Here is a 21,253-nt window from a genome sequence, read left to right on the forward strand (position 1 = left end):
TGTGTTTATATTTGGTAAATATGTAACCTTTTTAATGATTTTGTGCTTACTCTAATCAATTTAGAACGGAATTTTTATAATTCTAATAACTCTATGTGCTGTGTTTATATGTAAAAAAATGCCGCAAAACCTACCATTATTATGACTACTTTTTATAGGTTTTGCGACATCAGAAATTTATTATTTTTTAGAAAGGTTCAAATTCTCTTTAAAAGCATTTACATTCGGTTCACTTGTCATAAAGAATTCTAATTTCTTACCGCTTAAAATATCTTTATGATCAATAAATGGCTCATTCAATTGAACACCGTCTAAAAGTACTTTGTCAATATACTTGTTACTATAGCTATTATTATGAGCTACAATTTCAAAAGTGTTACCATTTTCTAATTTTACTTCAACTTCATCGAATAATGGTCGACCTACAGTATATGTTGTCTCTCCAGGGCTCATTGGGTAGAATCCCATACTACTCATAATAAACCAAGCAGACATCTGACCACAATCTTCATTACCTATAATTCCTTCAGGAGTTGCAGAATAGTGGTTTTGTAATAAGTAGTCTGCCATGTACTGAGTTTTGTGTTCAGCACCAACATAATTATACATATACGCAATATGATGACTAGGTTCGTTACCATGAGCATATTGTCCAATCATACCCGAGATATCATTACTTACATCTTCACCTACTAAATTAGAACTTGTCATAAACAATGTGTCTAATTTTTCCTCCATCAATTCTTTACTACCAATAAGATTTGCTAACCCATCGATATCATGTGGTACATACCAACTCCATTGGTAAGCATTACCTTCGGTATAGTCATCCTTACGGTGTCTACTAAATCTTGGGTTAAATGGTTCTCTCCATCCACCAGTACTTAGCTTTCCTCTCATGAAACCTTCTTCAGAATCGTAGTATTGTTTGTATCTCTTAGATCTTTCAAGATACTCTTTATATACTTTCTCATCTCCTAGCTCTTTTGCAAGTAGTGCGATACAATAATCATTATATGCATACTCTAATGCTTTTGACACTGATTCATTTTCAAGATCTGCTGGGATGTACCCTAAAGAATCGTTGTACAATTTAGCATTAGGCATTAGCTTCTCTCTAACTGATTCACTATGAGCTACAAATTTTAAATCTCTTGAGAATGTACTTGTTTCCAACATCGCTTTGTAAGCTTTATTGATATCAAAATTACGATCTCCTTTTCTGTATGCATCAACAATTACGGGTACTGCATGATAACCTGTCATTGTTCCTGTGTAGTTACCAGCTAACTCCCATTTTGGTAAGATACCACCTTCATCATACTTACGTAATAATGTTTGGATATACTTTTCATTCTGAGAAGGTTCAATAATTGTCATTAATGGGTGTAATGTTCTGTAAGTGTCCCATAACGAGAATACTGTATATGAATCGTAATTATCATCTCTTTTTATTTTCCCATCAATAGTTCTATATCTATGATCTGCATCAGAATAGTTCATAGGAGAAATAAAAGAGTGGTATAGTGATGTATAGAAAATTTCCTTTTGTTCTTCACTCTTACCTTTAATATCTATTGTTGATAACTTATCCGACCATAAAGCTTCAGCTTTTTCTTTCTGAGCATAAAAATCCCAATCTTCAATACCTGAGAAAAGGTTATTTTTAGCACCTTCAATATCAACATTACTGATACCTACCTTCACTTTTACCTTTTCACCCTTGTCTGTACTGAAACTTAATAATGCTTTCGCATTTTTCCCTTCATATACATTTCCTTCAATAAGCTTGTCGTTACCGAAAACCGAAGCTTTAAAAGGTTTGTCAAACTTTGCATAGAAATAGATATAATGCTCATTCGCCCAACCTTTTGTGTATTTCATACCTGCAATTTCCGTATCACTGATAACTCTAATCTCATGTTTAGGGCTTCTGTGCATATGGATGGTTGGAGAAAGGTCTACAATAACACCTGCTTCTTCAGCCTCTGGGAAAGTATACTGATGGAAACCTACTCTTGGTGATGCCGTTAACTCTACATCGATATCATAATCTTGTAATTTGACATTGTAATACCCTGGTGATGCACTTTCTTGTTCATGAGAAAAACGTGATCGATATCCAGAATCTGGAGCTTCAGGAAGTCCTTGTGATAACTTTGCTTTTCCAGTAAAAGGCATCATCAATACGTCTCCCATATCTCCGATACCAGTACCTGATAAGTGAGTATGTGAAAAACCAACGATAGAAGAGTCTTCATAATAATAACCTCCACAAGCATCCCATCCTTCGAATCTAGTATCAGGACTTAATTGTACCATACCATTGGGTGTTGTTGCACCTGGGAAAGTATGTCCATGAAAGCCAGTTCCAATAAATGGGTCCACATAATCCATTGCAGCGGATATGTTTTTGTCTTTCGTTTCTTCTGTTAACTTTTGGCAACCTAAAGCACCAATAAGTAACACACCTAATAGTTTCTTTTTCATTTATCTTTTTGTCTGTTGTTTTAATAATTGAAGAGATGTACTTCCATAGCTATCTGCAGGTTCTAATTGGGTATTAAAGTTCCAATCATTAAAAGAGTTAACTATGATGGTTCTAGATGGGCCCACATTTTTCTTTGCTACATTTAATAGTGACCAGAAGAAATCTGAGTCCCTATCTATGGTAAATGTGGTCGCATTAGGATTATTGATCGTTGGGTCAATAGAAGGAGCCACCGTAGGTACCATTTCAATATTCCCTTTTGTCATATAATAATCTTTGCTGTATTGCCAATGTTGATCTAGTGACTGAGGTAAGAAAACATGTCTATCATACCATGCATTATTAAACATATTCGTAAATGCTATGGCATCTAATGCATTAAAATAGTAGTGTTCAAATCTTGCAGGAGGTGTCCAACCCGTTTGCTCACCAGTGATATATAAATCGTAACCTAAAGCACTCATTTCAGCTCTTAGTTCTTCATAAACAAGCTCAATGCTATCGCAATAGAATCTGTTTGCGGCGATCATATTCACTACATATTTATCATCTATTTTCTGATAATTTGGTTGATCGAAATAAGGAATCATATCCTTAAATGATTGGATAAAAGCTTCTTTCTTCCCTTGTTGTTCCAACGTATTTTCCTTCGTCAAATTCATTTGTACTGGATTGTAACGCAGTGCAAAGTTTAATAAACTGTCAGAGTTTTGACGTAAGAATGCATCTATGATTTGGTTATCTACATTAACTGTAGGGTATGAATATCTCAAAAGGAAATAGTCTACACCTCCAGAGTCAGCCCATAAAATGTGTTGTCTCATGGCTTCCTCATCAGCATTAACATACTGTCCTGCTATTGGTACTTCTTCAATGTTAGGGTTCCAGTTATTTACTACATATAACGCCCCTACAGTGTAATCTTCAGTAACAGGAACTTCCTCAATATCATAATTTATTAAGTGATCCTCAGATGTGATTTCTTCTTCTTGTTGGCAGGCAAATAGACCTAGAGCAAGAACAAGAATGCTATACATTTTTTTCATTTCTTATCTTATTAAAGTTCTTCAACAATAGTATATTCTACTCCTTGAGCATCTAATTCTTCAATAGTGCTACCGTACCAGTGTCTCAACAGGTCATTGTTCAAATCAGGTTGCATTGCACCCCAATCTTTCCATTCTCTTCTTTTTGAGAAACTTAAAGGAACATCTAAATAATCTACACCACCTAGTAAGCTCACTCCTTCTTGGTAACCTGTTCCATTTAAACTCATTTCTGAAGAAGGATAAACCATTCTTTCCGGTACATTTGTTCCTAAACCACCTCTATCTAAAGCATTAAAGTGTGGAGGAATATCAAAATAATCCGTTCTTCTAATTAGACACCATCCATCGAATGGTTGGAAATATCCATCAATCCATCTTTGTGTAATCACTTGTTGAATTGGCCCTCTACTAATTTTAGAAGATACAATACCTCTAAAGTCTCTTACTCCTTCTGAAGATGATCCCCAACGTACACCATCATTAGATAAATACTCATCAACTTGATCAGACATTTCTTTTTTAGCAAACGAAGCAATGATACCTTCTTCATAGAGTGCCTGAGGTGTTTTTCCTCCTCCCCAATTCAATAAACCTGCTTCTGCTCTGATAAAACATGTTTCAGCATATCCAATGAATGTTACTTCTAAATCAGGCTGTAAATATTCTTCTCCAACATTAGAGAAACTTTCACGACCTAAACCAGAGTAAGGATTGTCTTGATCATCCATTAACCAATTATCATGAAACTGAAGTGTTTTTGGTGCTCCTAAATAAGGAGCAACATATTGTACTGCTACTCTCGAACCATCAGCTCTCGATAAAGTATCTAATACATAATAATCTAGTTCTGGCTTCTGAGCATATTTTGAAACTCTAGGATCTTTTAGATCTTTCATGAACGTAAGAAAATAGTGTCCTACTTTAAAGCTTACAATATTTCTCACAAAGACATACCTTTTGTAGAACCAGCTCCAGTTTTCTTCTGCTGTACCCCAAGAAGCCGTTACTGCTTCTTCTTCACTACTGATAAAGTCTTCTTCTCTTTCTAGTGATAGTTTACCAAACTCTCTACATTCTGATGAAGTCGTTTGATACCTAATTGCTAGTTTTAGGATCAATGTATTCGCAAACTTCTTCCATTTGGCAACGTCTCCGTTAAATACAGGTTCATTCATTGTATCTAACGTAGGATCTAGTACTTCATAAACTTCATTCAATTGAGTAAGAAGATCAATAATAATCTCTTCTTCACTATCGTAGCCAATAGATAACGCACCTGTTAAACTTTCCTTATAAGGAACAGGTCCCCAAGTCCCTACGACAACTGACATGACATATGCTTTCCAAATTTTAAACATACCTACTCTATTCGTATAAGCTTCATTGCCTTCGAATTGGAGAATCACATCATCAACATTTTGTAAAATGTCTACATAATTGTATTTCCACCAGTTGGTAATTGTTGGATGAGAGAAGAAGTATGCGGCAAATGTACCACCACCCACCGATTGCTGGTGAGAATACTGAACATACATCTGATTCGCCATATCTCCTTTGATATAATCAAGGCTCCTCTTTATTACACCTGGAAAAATTATTTCCGGCTCAATTTCCTGATATTCATGTCTGTTAGAATTAATTTCTTCAAATTGATTAGTACATGAATTTGAAAAAATCAATAAGATAAATACAGATATGTTATATATAATTTTCTTCATTGTTTGCTCTGATTAAAAGTTAATTCTAAAATCAATACCAAGTGTACTTGTTGGAGGTAAAGATCCCACCTCAATACCTTGACCATTACCAGAATAAGAAGCAGCTTCAGGATCGATACCCCTTGGAGTATTTTGATAAATAATCCATAAGTTTCTACCTACTGCAGCAATACGCATTCTCTTGATTTTAAACTTTCTCAATAATTTCTGAGGTATATTATAACCAATAGAAACTTCTCTTAATTTTACATATGAAGCATCATAAATATTATATTCACTCGCATTTGAAGTACCTAATTGCCAGAATGTTTGAGGACTGATATAAGCATCATTTTTCTTCACCGCTTTCCATTCTCCAGTTTCTGGGTTTCTTTCAGCAATCCAAGCGTCTAGCATAATTCCCTTGTCTCTATCATAGTCGCCATACACTCTTCCATCTTCACCGATACCTGCTCTTTCTTGGTTGTTTTCTCCTAAGATGGTATTACTAAACCAATATTCATCTCTACCTCCTAATGAAGACTTTGTATTACCCCAAGTTTCAGCTCTTGAATACGTTTCACTGAATATTTGACCTCCAATTTTTGCGTCAATCAAGAAACTAAAGTCTAGGTTCTTATACTTGAAAGTATTAGTCACAGCTCCTAACCAATCTGGTTGTGCATTACCTAAAACCTGCTCTTGATTTTGGATAGGTACACCCTCTGCAGATACCAATTTACGTCCTTCATCATCTGTTAACCATGTTGATCCTCTGATAACACCAAATGGTTGACCCACTTCTGCATTTACTGAAATATCTCTTAATCCTCTATATCTGATCTGAGTGATATCAACACCTGTTTTTTCATCTTTATATAAAGAATTAACCATTGATGTATTCTTCGACCAGTTAATATTAATATCCCAGTTGAACGCTTTTTTATCTATTATTTTAGTGCCTAAAACCAATTCTACACCTGTATTTTGTACTTCTCCGGCATTAATCATTTTATAATCATAACCAGAACCTTTTGGCATATTGATTCTAATAATTTGGTTAGAAGTAACATTATCATAATATGTTGCATCTAATGAGATTCTGCCACCAAAAAACTTCAATTCAGTACCCAATTCCCAAGAAGTTGTACTTTCAGGCTTTAAATCTGTATTTCGCATAACGGTTTGATTAGATACCCATGCATAACCGTTATAATTACCACCATAACTGTAAGTATTATTGATTTGGTTAAAATCTGTATCATTACCTACTTGTGCGATTGAACCTCTTAATTTACCAAATGATAATACATCACTCGACATATTTAATGCATTTGTAAAGATGAATGAAGTACCTACACTTGGATAGAAGTACGAATTGTTAGATTCAGGTAAAGTAGAACTCCAATCATTACGGGCTGTTAAATCAAAATAGATAAAATCATTATACCCAATTGAAGTTGTAGCAAACACTGAGTTAATACGTTTCTTTTCTTCTGTCTGGAAAACCTCAGGGTAAGTAGCCGCATTCGCACTACTACCAAAATCAGCAGCAACTAATGAATTAAAATCTGTTCTAGTATAATTCATTCTTCGGTCGAATCTACTCACACCTACATTGACAAGGATATCAAATTTTCTAACACGCTTACTATAGTTTAAGAATGCTTCGTAGTTCCAAACGGCAATATCTCTATTAAACGTACTAAAGAAACCATCTGGATCATTTACAGAACCCTTATTATTGAATACCTCACCACTTCTAAATTGTAAATCACCACCTACTCTAGTTTTAAAAGATAGGCCATTGGCAATCTTTGCATTTAGTGTAATTGTAGGTAAGATTCTACTCAATTTGTCATTGTTAGAGTTTTCATAGATCGCCCAGTAAGGGTTTGAAAATGTATTTCTTTGTCCAAATTCATTACCATTTTCATCTTTCCAAGGTTTTAAGTCTTCTAGGTTTGCATTTCTATGCATGAAAGTGAAAATATAATATGGGTTATGAACACTACCATTTTTATGCATTCTATTATCAGTGTTCTCCCCTACATACGTCATTTTTGTATCGACATCAAGAAAGTCAGTTACTTTAGTTGTCGCTCTTACATTGAATGTATTTCTAACTTGTTCATTCTGAGTATCAACAATATCGTCAGCATTAAGACGAGTATATGATATATATACTGAACCATTGTTACCACTTTTCTGAATTGAAAACGAGTTAGTCATAGTACTTCCTCTTTGGAAGAAATCTTTAACATTGTTCGGGTTAACATCATAAGTTGTTGGCTGACCATTATAACCGATCACTTCTTGACCTAACATTGGCGAACCCCAGCTTCTATTGTATTGATTTAGCAAAGGTAAACCTGTCACTGGATCAATATATTGCTCATTAGCTCCCAATCGGAATGCATTACCAGCACCATAGACATTTTGGTAATCTGGGTACTGAGAAACTTCTCTTACCTGATAATTCAACCCATAAGATACTCCCCAACCTTTATTTTTCTTATTACTTTTCTTAGTAGTAATCATAATCACACCATTGGTAGCTCTAGAGCCGTACAGGGCAGCAGCATTCGCTCCTTTTAGCACTTGTATATCTGCAATATCTTCTGGATTCACAAAACTTGCTCCTCCTCCGTAATCAATGTTATTACCACCTCCGACAGTAACACCAGAATCACCAGAGCCACTTTCGATAGGAACACCATCAATTACATATAACGGTTGATTGTCTTTAGCTAAAGAAGATACACCTCTAATTACAACTCTACTCGATCCTGTTGGAGAATCTGAAGCTGTAATCTGCACACCAGCAACTTTACCAGATAAATTGGTAATGAAGTCTGATTGCTTTCCTTGAAGTAATTCTTCTGTTTCAACTTGTTGTGTTGCATAACTTAAACTCTCCTTATCTCTATCAATACCAAGAGCCGTTACAACAACTTCCTTTAATTGTTTCGTATCTTCTTTTAGAGATACCTGTAATGATGTTTGATACCCTACTTTTATCTCTTTAGGTTCTAAACCTATAAATGAGAATACAAGAATATCATTAATACCCGCTTCTAAACTAAATTTACCTTCTAAGTTTGTCACAGCACCTTTGGCAGTTCCTTTCACAAGAACATTTACACCGGGTAAAGGAATATCTGAAGCTTCTTCTAACACTACGCCTTCGACAATGTGTGTCTCTGTTTGAGCATAAGTTAGAGAATAGATAGAAAGTAAAAACAGTATAGTTGTAATTATTCGTTTCATACTAAATAGATTGTCATTAAATAATTATCATTTCATAATTTCAAAAAATCTCAGTTAGACCAGATTGAATAGTTCGAAGATAGTTTTACTTGTTAATTGAATCATAGTCACAAATTAATACATTCTTAATTGCATAATTGAGGCTAAAAAATAACACCGCCATAACGTCAACTCTTACTAAAAATGATTGATTATTGTAGTCTTATCAAATATTACTGTCACTTTATTGATTAATAATCATAATATGCGCCATATTAATCAACTGTTAAGACTTCTTTAGACTGAAAATCTAATTTTATAATGAATCCTAATACATCACTCTAATTATTATATGAAATGAATTTATTTTTTCAGGAATTAAAAAACTACTTACTAAGTGTTTTTGTAGTATTCATTATCTGCTATCCTATAGAGGGCTACTCTCAAGGAAGTAATTTGGTCATTGAAGCTACATTACATAATAATTTAGACAATAAAAGTCTTCAACCTGTAAAAGGACCTCATGAGGTTGCTTCCATAAAAGGCAAAGGTGCATGGAAGATTAACAAGGAAGAAAATAAATCTTTAGCTCATTTATATTTTGATGTCAATGAGAAGCAATTCAATTTAAAAGGACAGACACTAACTATTACTTTAGAGTATCTTTCTAAAGGACCCGGGTTTGTTCAATTTAAATATGATAGCTATGACCAAAAGGTCAAAGTAAACAACCAAGCGAAAGGTGCTTGGAAATTAGGAAAACAGTTCAACTTCCAAAAAAATAATAAATGGATCACCACAACCTTTACTATTAACGATGCCCGTTTCAATAAGAAATGTGACAATCATGATATTGCAATCCTTATAGGTTCAGATGAAGAAGTTTATGTTAGGTCATTAAAAATTTCTCGCGATCCTAATTCTGCTCCAAAGGTGATTAAATCTATTTCCGCTACTTTGGGAAGCAACCCAACATTTAATAAAGTAATCGCAGTAAGAGGAAATGGAGAAACAGCTACTCAACCGATCAACATTGATGGTATCGATGCTTGGGAGGTAAAATCAAAAGGCAATAAAAATGTCAAGATGATTTATTTTGATGTGAATGCTAAAGAATTTATTGCCGAGAGTGACAAACTTTATGCTTATTTAGAATACCTTGATAAAGGTAACGGTAATATTATCATCACCTATGATAGTAAAGATGTAGGTGTTCAAGTAAACCCTAAAGCAAAACCAGGCTCTTGGAAAAAAGCACATGCATGTAAACTGACAAATTCCGGAAAGTGGAAGAAAGCCTATTTCGAAATCGATGATGCCCGTTTCCAGAAGAATTGTAATGGACATGACATTAGAATCAATTTCAATACAGGTGAACAAGCCATCGTCAAAAAACTGAAATTTGCTAAAAGTAAAGAAGAACTTAATAAAGATAGTGAGACAGGTGCTAGCGCTGGTGCAAGTAACTCTATCTCTGCTTCTTTAGGTAAAAGCCCATCATTTAATAGTCTTGTAGCTATTAAAGCAAACAGTGAAACTGCCAATAAACCTATTGAATTGGACGGAAAGGCTGCCTGGGAAGTTCAACCAGTGAAAAATGAAGGTGTTAAGATGATCTATTTCGATGTGAAGTCGAAAGAATACATCAATTCAGATGATCAGATTTTTGGTTATATCGAATACCTAGACAAAGGCAATGGTAGTGTAACCATTTTCTATGATAGTAAAGACGAAAGTTTTCAAAAAAATCCAAAAGCAAAACCTGGTGCTTGGAAAAAAGCGCATGCTTTTAAACTGACAAATTCTGGAAAATGGAAGAAAGTCTATTTCGAAATCGATGATGCCCGTTTCCAAAAAAACTGTAATGGACATGATTTAAGAATCAATTTCAATACAGGTGAAAATCCTATTATCAGCAAACTGAAATTTGCTAAAAGTAAAGAAGATTTAAATAAAGAAAAAGAGACGAATGCTGTAACAATTGCAAGTAATACTATCTCAGCTTCTTTAGGTAAAAGCCCATCATTTAATAGTCTTGTAGCTATTAAAGCAAACAGTGAAACTGCCAATAAGCCTATTGAATTGGATGGCAGAACTGCTTGGGAAGTTCAAGCTGTGAAGAATGAAGATGTTAAGATGATCTATTTCGATGTGAAGTCGAAAGAATACATTAATTCAAACGATCAGATTTTTGGTTACATCGAATACCTAGACAAAGGCAATGGTAATGTGACCGTTTTCTATGATAGTAAAGACGAAAGCTTTCAGAAAAATCCAAAAGCAAAACCTGGTGCTTGGAAAAAAGCACATTCATTTAAACTGACAAATTCTGGAAAGTGGAAGAAAGCCTATTTCGAAATCGCAGATGCCCGTTTCCAAAAAAACTGTAATGGACATGATTTAAGAATCAATTTCAATACGGGTGAAAATCCTATTATCAGTAAACTGAAATTTGCCAAAAGTAAAGCGGCTTTAAACCAAGGTGATGCAGTAACAAATTCTATTGTAATTGCTTCTCGTTTAGAGAAAAAGCCAACTTTTGTAGGTATAGTTGCCATTAAAGGTGGTAAAGAAACGTTAAATGAAACGGTGACTATTGATGGAGTGGAAGCTTGGGATATCAAGTCTAAAGCGAACAATAATGTCAAAATGCTTTACTTTGATATTCTATCTAAAGAAATTGTTTCAGAAAGTCCTAAGATTTTTGGTTACCTAGAATACCTTGACAAGGGAACAGGTAATGCTGCAATTTTCTATGATAGTAAAGACAAAAATTTCAAGAAAAATCCAAAAACAACGCCTGGTGCTTGGAAAACAGCACATGCTTTTAAATTAAAGGATTCTGGAAAATGGAAGAAAGCTTATTTTGAAATTGCTGATGCTCGTTTCGAGAAAAATTGTAATGGACATGATATAAGAGTTAATATTAATTCGAATGATAAAGCGATAATCAGAGAACTTAAATTGGCAAACACCAAAGAAGGGTTAGAGAAAGAAGTAAAGAGGGCGGCTGTTTATGTCAAGAAGAATGTAAAAATGAACACCAAACACAGTAAAACATTCAAGTTCTCTACTGCAGATATGAAGGTTTATACTGGGTACCAAGGTTGGTTTAACGCACCAAAAGACGGTTCTGGTTTACATTGGAAACACTACCAAAAGAACTTTATTAAAAAGCAGCCTTTATCAGTTGACAATATTCGAGTAGATGCATGGCCTGACCTAAGTGAATTCCCTGAATCTGCAAAATATGATACTCCTTTTAAACACAAGGATGGTTCAACGGCACAGCTATTCTCTTCTGTAAATCCAGTGACACAGGATATTCATTTCCGTTGGATGAAAGAGTATAATATTGATGCTGCCTTTGTACAGCGTTTTGTAACTTCAGCTGCTTCTCCATTGATCAATCCAAATTTAAATAAGGTATTGGTTAATAGCCTTGAGGCTGCGAAAAAGCACAACAGAGGTGTGGCCATTATGTATGACTTGTCTGGTATGAAAGGCGATAAAGGTGTTGAAGATTTTATTAAAGACTGGAAAGAGTTAGTGGATAAAATCAAGCTAACTACTAAATATAAAGATGTCTATTTATCGACGAACGGCAAGCCATTAGTAGCGATATGGGGTGTCGGTTTCGACCCCAAGAAAAAGACAAGAAAATATTACCTAGAGCACTGTGAGAAGATCATCGATTTTCTTCAAAATGATCCCGATTATGGTGGTTGCTCTATTCTTTTGGGCGTTCCTACGCGTTGGAGAGATGGTGTCTTTGATGCCACAAATGATCCTCTATTCCATGATTTGGTACGCAGAAGTGATATTGTTTTACCTTGGTACACAGGTAGAATCAAAGAAGGAAAATACCCTGACTTCTACCCTATCATTGAAGACGATATTGTTTGGTGTAAGGAAGAAAAGCTTGATTTTATGCCTGTACTATTCCCTGGTTTCAGTTGGTACAATATGCACAGAGATTCTAAATTAAATCAGATTCCAAGGCTGAAAGGAGAATTCTTCTGGGAGCAAATGCATGGTGCTGCAAAAGCTGGTGCAAAGATGGTATATATCGGCATGTTTGATGAAATTGATGAAGCTACTTGTTTCTTCAAAATCACCAATGACATTCCAATGGGATTACAAATGGTAGACAATGAGGGGTTACCTACTGACCACTATTTATGGTTAGTTAAAGAAGGAAGAAAAATGTTAGACAATCCTTCAAAATTAAGAAAGGAAATTCCTACTCGAAAAATGGAAAAATAATCTAATACTACATCACCACTGCAAGGTATTTAATCAATATCTTACAGTGGTGAATTCTTTTTTATTTTATTACTAACCAAGCTCATCAACAAACCCTATTTCCTGATGACATAATATTTTTTAATCATGAAGTTAAATAAGGAAATTATATTTGTATTATTTTTTATAATTACAAAATCAACCTCTGTTTTTAGTCAAGATACATGGCAATCTGATCTAGTTAATATCGATGATGATGGAAATTTGACCTACTTCGTTGATCCTACATCTGGTATTAAACTTCCAGATTTTTCAAGTGCAGGATATAAAAGTGGTAATGAAGAAATTCCTGATGTCCCAGTAAAATTAACCATTGATCCTATTGATGGTGATAATACAGCCCATATTCAGGCAGCGATCGATCAAGTAGGACAAATGGAAGCTGACGAAAATGGAATTAGAGGGGCAGTATTACTCAATCCAGGTCAATATGATGTCCATGGTATTATCAGGTTAAAATATTCTGGAGTGATATTAAAAGGTTCTGGCGATAAAGAGGACGTTACAGAAAATACAATTCTATATGGTGTTGGAAACGATCCCTCTGGCAGACCTGTTATCCACATTGGAGGTGGTCAAAACACTGTATTCAGTACGGAAATTGCCAATACAAGATCAAATATAGTAGATGATACAGTAAAAGTTGGGCAAAAGCACTTTCAGGTAGAAGATGCAAGTAAATATAAGATAGGTGATGAAATTATTATTTACCATCCTTGTACTGCAGAATGGATAGAAAGTGTTGACTACGGCGGGACTGCTGGAGATGCCCCTTGGGTTGTAGATGAACAACCAATTATTTATCACACAACTATTACAGCTATAAATTGTAATACAATATATACCAACAGCCCTGTTTTTAATGATCTAGTTCGTAGCTTATCACAATCCTACATTTATGTGCATGACAATACTGGATTTATAGAAAATGCTGGACTAGAAGATTTACGTATTGATATTGAATACGACACTTCAAACCCAGATGATAAAGACCATGCTAGTTCGGCAGTTAAGTGTACACAATTGCAGGATTCATGGATTAAAAATTGTGAGTTCTTACACTTTTATTATGCTGGTGTTGATATATATTCATCAAGAAACCTAACCATTTCAGATTGTGAAGCAAATGATCCTATTGGTCCATCTAGTGGTGGTTATAAGTATAACTATTGTACAAATACCGCTACTCAGAATGTATTATTCACAAATTGTATAGCAAGGAAAGGTCGCCATAATTTTGTATCGAATGGTACGAGTTCTGTAGCTGGAATTGTATTTTATAATTGTACTTCTATAGATCCTCTTACAGCCTCTGAAGGGCATAGGAGATGGACAACAGGTATGTTGTTTGATAATTTTAGAGATTATGGTGAAAATCCTGGTCGAGTACTCGGTCTTTTTAATAGAGGAAATTGGGGTACAGGTCATGGATGGTCATCAGCAAATTCTGTAGCATGGAATTGTGATGTTACAAGAGAAGGTGCAGATGATGGACAAATTGTAATTCAGAAACCACCAACAGGACAAAATTTTGCCATTGGATGTAAAGGTATCGTCGATAACCTTGGACCTTTTTCAAATCCTGAAGGGTACATTGAAGGAACCAATAACGAGGCCCAACTTATTCCCTCATCATTATATGAAGCACAACTAAATAGTCGTTTAGAGAAACTTAACGATGATGTCTTAGTGACTATAGATGAGCAAAATTCTTGTGAAGGATTTACTTGGATAGATGGAAACACCTATTATGAAAGTACAAATGAACCAACATTTACACTTCAGAACATACACGGATGTGATTCTGTAGTTCAATTGAATCTTACAATAACAAATACTGTTGCTGTGAGAAAGGTATCCGTAAATGGCAACGTTCTTACAGCCAACAACCCAAATGCCACTTATGTTTGGGTAGATTGTGATAATGACTACAGTATTATTGAAGGGGAAACTGATCAATCTTTTGTGGTTACAGAAAAAGGAAATTATGCTGTAATGTTAACTGAAGAAGGTTGCACAGTAATTTCTGATTGTATTAATATGACCACGGTTGGCATTATTGATAATCAATTGGGTGTTCAGGTGAAAGTTTTCCCGAATCCTATCGCACAAAATTTTAAAGTTGATTTGGGTAAACAATTCAATCAAGCTAGAATAGAACTACGCAATGTTAACGGTAGATTAGTATTTTCAAATGAATACAATCACCAACAAATTCTTGATATTGAAGTTGATCAACCTAAAGGTGTATACTTTCTTACTATTTACGGAGATGGTAAAAAGGCTTCGATACGAATAGTCAAAAATTAATAAAAATGCCGTTTTAATATATAGTTTAAGACGGCATTTTTGTTTCTATCTATCAAGTAGATATTCCTTATTTGAATTCTGTAATTATACCGGGCCAAATTTCAATATTTCCTTCCCATTTGATAGTGCAAACAAGGGTGTTATCTTTAAAATTGACCACTTGGGTAATAGGTCCCATTTCTTCGTCTTCCCAAGCAATAACATATATACTATCGGGGTATTCCTTAATTGTCACCTTTTCTCTTAAAGTACCCCTCGCTCCAACATCTGATATTCTGATCTCTCCATCAAAATAGTTTGTGAAGCTCCAATCATTATTGGTATAAGTGTAACTAAAAGTCTTTTTATCAAATTTTGATAATGCATCTTTCATAGATATAAGTTTTATTTAGGGTTATTGATTTCCTACAATTTGATAATTAATCATTTGAAGTCTTTAACTTAAAAAACAAGTTTCTGTAAGTAGGAATAAATAGAAGTATTAGAAATATAAAATCTAAAACAGTTTGAATTATGGGAACCAACAATGGATCCATTCCTTCCTCAACTATCGAAGGTGGACCAACAAAAGTAGTCGTTGTAAAATTCCCAAAGTGATCTACTATTGAAATTGATAAATATATAATAGACATGGACCACACAGAAAGTCCTCTATTTATACAGAGGGCAGCGATCAATGGAAAAGCAAGGACTGCTGCAAAAATATCTAGAAAAGCAGGGTACATCCAGGCTAAAGATTCCCCACCATTATTAATTTCATCTATTAATGAAAATGCAATAAAACGAGTGGTTTGAAGAAAGATCCAAATAATTAAACCAATAAAAAATGCCTTTTCATGTGTTTTAAAATCTTTATACTTAATCGAATTCATTATAAAAGTTATTACTTTAATTTTTACATATGAAGTTACTATAAAACAGAAAAATTAGTTCATTTTGAGTGAACATCAACAGTATTTTAGACAAAAAACTAGTTACTTTTAGGTAACCTTTAAACTACTATGAGCGAAAAAAATCATCAAAACTGTCCTTTAACACAAGCATTAGTTGTAGTCGGAGGAAAATGGAAGCCCATTATTATTTCACACCTTAAAAATTCTCCTAAGAGATTTGGTCAACTTCATGTATTAATCCCTAATATATCCAGAAAAGTTCTAACCACTCAATTACAAGAACTTGTCAGAGATAAACTGATTACGAGACATGAATATGCTGAATCTCCACCGAAAGTAGAATATAGACTCACAAAAAAAACTGAAGAACTTGTGCCTATTTTTAGATCATTAGCAGAATGGGGTATGTACCTTGTTGAGGATGAAAATAAACATGATTCCTAGCTCCAAGCAGTTATTCTATACAATACAAGTAGCCATTTTTGCATTGTATAAACGCATTGCTACCATATATTGCTGGAACAACTTCCAACATGGTTCCTCCAAGTAGTAATCTCCATTTTACTGATCCATCTTCGGGATTAAGACATGTAACAAAAGCATCTCCTGATGAACCAAAGATCAGTTTTTCTTTAGTAAGAGCTGCAGCTGTCAAACCTCCCCCACCTCGGTATTGCCATAGTTCGTTTCCACCATTTTCAAAATCATTAAAAGCAATAATTCTGGTATCATATGGAAGGGTGGTCACCTCTCGAATGATGGAAGCATAAATCTTATTTTCAGCTACTGTAATGGTTCCGTTTTGGAGATACCCTGGTGGAGCTGTCCATACCCATTCAATATCTCCATTGTATTTATTAAGTGCTGCTAATTGATACCCTCCTTTCTGCACATAAAGATGGTTTTTGTATAGGACAGGTGCCGCAGAATCAGGTAGTCCACCATCATGATGATCTGTACTAGTTTTTGTTCTCCATTTCAATTGACCTGTTTCTGCATTAATGGCAAAATAGTAACCAGACCATGAACCAGTATAAATCACACCTTCTGAAATTACGGGATTACAATAAACTCCAGGGGGAAACCCATGACGAGGTTTTACATCTAATGGTAGGGTTTCGAAAGGCATATTTTTCGATGTGTTATAACTCCATATTTTCTTTCCATTTTCAGCATCAATACAATAAATATATCCATCCATATTGCCCAAGTAAAGATAACCTTTATCAAACGTTGCATTGACCCAAGCAGCTCCGTATTCTTTAGTAGACCAAATCAATTTTCCTGTTTTGGCATTTACAGCGTAATAGGTGTTTGTTCCTTCATATGCTTCCCCAAAATATACCTTACCATAAGCTACAGTAGGTGAGGATGCCATTACTCCCACTGTTTCAAATTTCCATATCGCATGTGCTGTCTGCGTATCTATTGCATTAACAATACCATCAGTGCCTCCAATATACAACGTATTATCAACTACAACAGGGGAGCTTTGTTGCCCTCCTTTCTCTTCAGAAGTATATAATCGGTCACCAATAAAAATCCCATCCAATAAACTATGTTTCCATTCTTCATCTCCATTACTATTTATTTTATACAAAATAAAATTTTTGGAAACAGCATATACTCCATTATTCATTGCTTTTAGATCGGCCTCAAAACCATGATCAGAAATTTTTCTTTTCCACTTTAGTACTGCTTTATGTTTACTTGTTTTTAAAGCATACAAAACACCATCTAAAGTAGCTATATATAGCATGTTTTTATGGAACATAGGTTTCGACCGAACCCAATCAGTTGTTTTATATTTCCATAGTAGATTGCCAGTATTTTTGTTTAGGCAATAAATATTCTTATTACTTGAACCAACAAATAACTGGTTATTGTGAACTTCAATTTTTGAGAAAAGTTGTCTTGAGCGTTCCTCTGAGTGCTTCACTTTAAATTCCCACAATTGTTTCTGGACGTAGGGATCGTATGCAATTATGGCTCCTGAATTACTAGAGATATAGAGCACCCCACTATCATATATGGGTGAACCGTAAAGTTGGTTATCTTCAAAAGGTAATGATCTTTTTGATCCATCATCTAAATTTACCACTTTTAGGTGCCCTTTGTGGGATATGTAATAAAGTTGATTTTTGACTATTTTGGCCTGTCCTGTTATTCCGTCTTTTTCTGTAAAATAGTTTAATACATTTCCATTACCATCAATAATCACTAGGGTTTTAAGGTCAATTTTTCTACAAATCAATTTCTGCTTTTTGCCACCAGAATGTTCTTTTTTCTTCAGCAGCTGAAAACCATCTTTTTTATTGAATTTGTAGGTTTTATGTCCTGCTATAAACTGAACAGAATTTTCCAATACAATGGCATCTTGTCTTCTATCTGAATTGGAATAGTAATTCGCTTTGTTGATCATTGCTTTCCACTCTACTTTTCCACTTTCTTCATCTAAACAATAACCAATAATATCGCTCCCTTCTCCTGTAATATATATCTTCCCATTTTCTATTATTGGGGAAATTTGACAACCATATGATTTCGGAAATTTCCAAGCGATGTTACCCCTATAGGGACCAACATCAGGCGAAAATCCTGTTTGTAAAGTATTTGTCCCATGATATTGTGGCCAATTCGTATTACTGGTGTGGATTAATGAATCTACTTGTTCAATAGCGATTTCATTTACTCTTTTTTTATTATTAAAAATTCCTTCTAAACATTGAAATCCTTCATCGATCGTTTTACTTGCTTCTTGGTGATGGTTTGAATAAATAACAAGGTTATTCCCGAGGGAATCAAAATCTGATAATTCATACCCTTGTTTCATTAATAATCTCCACCATCTATATAAAGTAGCTCTACGTTTCTCGATATTTTCTGACGATGTTTTAGTTATCCTTACTTCTTTTCTTACCCGGTCAATATCAGATAAACCAGAGGGTAAAAAAAGTTTATCCTTTTGCGAATAACTATAATTAGCAAACAATAATAGTAAAAGACATAATTGGAAATTTTTCATCAATTCTGGTCAGTTTTAAAACAAAAAAGCATCAACTTATATTTATTGATGCTTTTTCAGTCGTCCTTATTAAATTGTCATTACTAAATCACAAAAAGTAAGTGTCTATGAAATAGTACTCTATGAAGAAATTTGTTTCCTTCAGATTATTTAAAGAAGAGAATGCATTCTTAAAAATGAGCATCCTTCCTCTTCAGTTGATAAACAGAATTTATCAAAGTCTTTATTTTACGGACTTACATCCGAATAAATTTTAAACTGGTTAGAAAAGAGAGAGTAGAACACACGTTCCACCCTCACACACAATGATAATTTGAAATTATCCGTTATTCGCATATTTTGATTCAAGATACATCTTCAATAATCTTTGATCTATCTCTGAATTGTCTTTATATTTTACTCTTAGATCAGCAAGATCTTTTTTCATTTTAGCTACCACCTCTTTGTATTCTGGATCATTGTAAACATTTTTCATCTCATGTGGATCCTTTTTTCTGTCGAATAATTCCCACTCATCTACATCATAGTAATAATGAATAAGTTTGTATTCTTTTGTGATGATAGCATAATGACGTTTTACCATATGAATAGATGGATATTCATAATAATGGTAATACACTGCTTCTCTATCCCACTCCGCATCATTTCCAGTTAATAGAGGCATTAAGCTTTCTCCTTGCATATCTGATGGTGCTTCTATACCTGCAGCCGCTAAGAAAGTTTGTGCAAAGTCCAGGTTCTGTACCATCTCTTCATTGGTCATTCCTCCCTTAATTTTATTTGGCCAACGGATTAATAATGGTGTTTTAAAAGATTCATTATAGGCAAATCTTTTATCGAACCAACCATGTTCTCCCAAATAGAAACCTTGATCAGAAGTATAAACCACTAGCGTATTATCTGCTAATTTATTTTCATCAAGGTAATCTAATACTCTACCTACGTTGTCATCTACTGAAGCAATTGTCCCTAGATAATCTTGCATATACCTTTGGTATCTCCATTGCATCAATTCTTTTTCATTCATTGATGCAAATTTTTTGGCAAAATCTTCATTTACTGGTTTATACACTTTATCCCATGCTTCTCTTTGCTCATTGGTCATTCTGTCTCTTTCTTTATTAAAAGCTTCGTAATCCCAATGTGACCCCTCTTTTATACCTAAAGCTTCCATCGTTGCAGGATATAATTTAGAATCACCTGCCCAATTCATGTGCTTAAGAATATTCATTTCTGCAGTGTGGGCAGCAGTAGCTCTACCTGCATAGTCATCGAATAAAGTTTCTGGTTCTTTGAAAGTCTTTGTAGTAAATTCTTTGTAATGTTTTTCATCTGGCAACCACTCTCTATGAGGTGCTTTATGCAAATACATCAACATAAATGGTTTTTCTTTATCTCTTTCTTTATCTAACCAGTCTAAAGTCATGTCCGTTACAATATCTGTCACATAACCTTTGTAATCTTTCTTACCTTCTTCTTTGGTAATAAAAGTAGGATTATAATAATGTCCCTGTCCTATTAAGATTTTAAACTGATCGAATCCTTTTGGGTTGTTTCCAAAGTGGAGCTTACCAAACATTGCTGTTTGATATCCTGCCTCTTGAAAGATCTGAGGAAAAGTGACATTATCTTTATTGAATGGAAAATGATTATCTGTTTTACCATTAATATGTGAATGTTTACCTGTTAAAATCACTGCTCTAGATGGTGAACAAATAGAATTCGTGACACAAGCATTATTAAACTTCATTCCTTCATCGGCAATTCTATCAATGTTCGGAGTAGAAGTTAAGGTCTTATCATATGCACTGATCGCTTGGTAAGCATGATCGTCAGACATAATAAATAAGATATTAGGTCGCTTAGCTGTTTCTTTAGCTTGTTGTTGTGGCTGAACAACACAACTGAAAAATGTACCTGTAAAAAGGAAGATAAGTAAATTCGTAAATTTCATACTAAAAAATGCTGCTCGTCTTTTCTTAAAATAAAAGTCAGTTTACACATATCTAAAATATGTACTAATCAAATATCAGAAATTAGGTTAATTGATTTCTAACGCCCGATTAATGGACCATTAATAACACAAAAAGGCCTCTTTTTAATCAGAAAAAGGCATAAATAAATTCCATTGTTGTTCTGCTTACTTTCTATTCTATATCATAATATCTTCTATTAATAGAATTTTAATACCCCATTATTCTCTTGATTCTAAATTGAAATTATACCATACATAA

11 protein-coding genes are annotated in these 21,253 nt (G+C 34.2%); 3 read left to right on the forward strand and 8 right to left on the reverse strand.

Annotation, left to right across the window (positions count from 1 at the left end):
• Positions 1-180: 180 nt before the first annotated feature.
• Genes QL232_RS16445 through QL232_RS16460 form a run of 4 tightly spaced genes read right to left on the reverse strand, consistent with a single transcriptional unit; the run spans position 181 to position 8,507 of the window.
• A complete protein-coding gene (locus QL232_RS16445) occupies positions 181-2,490 on the reverse strand; it encodes a GH92 family glycosyl hydrolase (RefSeq protein WP_281614950.1) in 2,310 nt (769 codons plus the stop codon).
• The gene (locus tag QL232_RS16450) at positions 2,491-3,537 is read right to left on the reverse strand and encodes a glycoside hydrolase family 99-like domain-containing protein (protein ID WP_281614951.1); all 1,047 of its coding nucleotides are present in this window, start codon (positions 3,535-3,537) and stop codon (positions 2,491-2,493) included.
• 11 nt (positions 3,538-3,548) lie between these two features.
• The gene (locus QL232_RS16455) at positions 3,549-5,258 is read right to left on the reverse strand and encodes a SusD/RagB family nutrient-binding outer membrane lipoprotein (RefSeq protein ID WP_281614952.1); all 1,710 of its coding nucleotides are present in this window, start codon (positions 5,256-5,258) and stop codon (positions 3,549-3,551) included.
• Between the two features lie 12 nt (positions 5,259-5,270).
• On the reverse strand, positions 5,271-8,507 hold the full coding sequence (locus QL232_RS16460) for a SusC/RagA family TonB-linked outer membrane protein (RefSeq protein ID WP_281614953.1): 3,237 nt from the start codon (positions 8,505-8,507) through the stop codon (positions 5,271-5,273).
• Positions 8,508-8,843: 336 nt separating this feature from the next.
• On the opposite strand from QL232_RS16460, the gene QL232_RS16465 reads away from it, so the two are divergent.
• Together QL232_RS16465 and QL232_RS16470 are read left to right on the forward strand one after the other, a co-directional pair.
• Positions 8,844-12,752 carry a glycoside hydrolase family 71/99-like protein gene (locus QL232_RS16465; RefSeq protein WP_281614954.1) on the forward strand — a complete coding sequence of 1,303 codons (3,909 nt, stop codon included), beginning with the start codon at positions 8,844-8,846 and terminating at the stop codon, positions 12,750-12,752.
• A 126-nt stretch (positions 12,753-12,878) separates the two neighbouring features.
• Positions 12,879-15,101 (forward strand): T9SS type A sorting domain-containing protein, encoded by a 2,223-nt coding sequence (locus QL232_RS16470; RefSeq protein WP_281614955.1) that lies wholly within the window; start codon positions 12,879-12,881, stop codon positions 15,099-15,101.
• Positions 15,102-15,168: 67 nt separating this feature from the next.
• Here the strand turns inward: QL232_RS16470 and QL232_RS16475 are convergent, their stop codons facing one another.
• Together QL232_RS16475 and QL232_RS16480 are read right to left on the reverse strand one after the other, a co-directional pair.
• Positions 15,169-15,474 (reverse strand): hypothetical protein, encoded by a 306-nt coding sequence (locus QL232_RS16475; protein WP_281614956.1) that lies wholly within the window; start codon positions 15,472-15,474, stop codon positions 15,169-15,171.
• A 46-nt stretch (positions 15,475-15,520) separates the two neighbouring features.
• Positions 15,521-15,973: a hypothetical protein gene (locus QL232_RS16480; RefSeq protein ID WP_281614957.1), complete on the reverse strand. Its 453-nt coding sequence runs from the start codon at positions 15,971-15,973 to the stop codon at positions 15,521-15,523.
• Positions 15,974-16,102: 129 nt separating this feature from the next.
• On the opposite strand from QL232_RS16480, the gene QL232_RS16485 reads away from it, so the two are divergent.
• Positions 16,103-16,438, forward strand: a complete 336-nt coding sequence (locus QL232_RS16485; RefSeq protein ID WP_281614958.1) for a helix-turn-helix domain-containing protein — start codon at positions 16,103-16,105, stop codon at positions 16,436-16,438.
• 10 nt (positions 16,439-16,448) lie between these two features.
• Here QL232_RS16485 and QL232_RS16490 read toward each other — a convergent pair whose 3' ends face one another.
• Together QL232_RS16490 and QL232_RS16495 are read right to left on the reverse strand one after the other, a co-directional pair.
• Complete coding sequence (locus QL232_RS16490) at positions 16,449-19,019, reverse strand: PQQ-binding-like beta-propeller repeat protein (RefSeq protein WP_281614959.1); 2,571 nt, start codon at positions 19,017-19,019, stop codon at positions 16,449-16,451.
• Between the two features lie 319 nt (positions 19,020-19,338).
• On the reverse strand, positions 19,339-20,973 hold the full coding sequence (locus QL232_RS16495) for a sulfatase (protein WP_281614960.1): 1,635 nt from the start codon (positions 20,971-20,973) through the stop codon (positions 19,339-19,341).
• Positions 20,974-21,253 lie beyond the last annotated feature (280 nt).

Origin of the sequence: Flammeovirga sp. SubArs3 (genome assembly GCF_947387565.1) — a bacterium.
GTDB lineage: Bacteria > Bacteroidota > Bacteroidia > Cytophagales > Flammeovirgaceae > Flammeovirga > Flammeovirga agarivorans.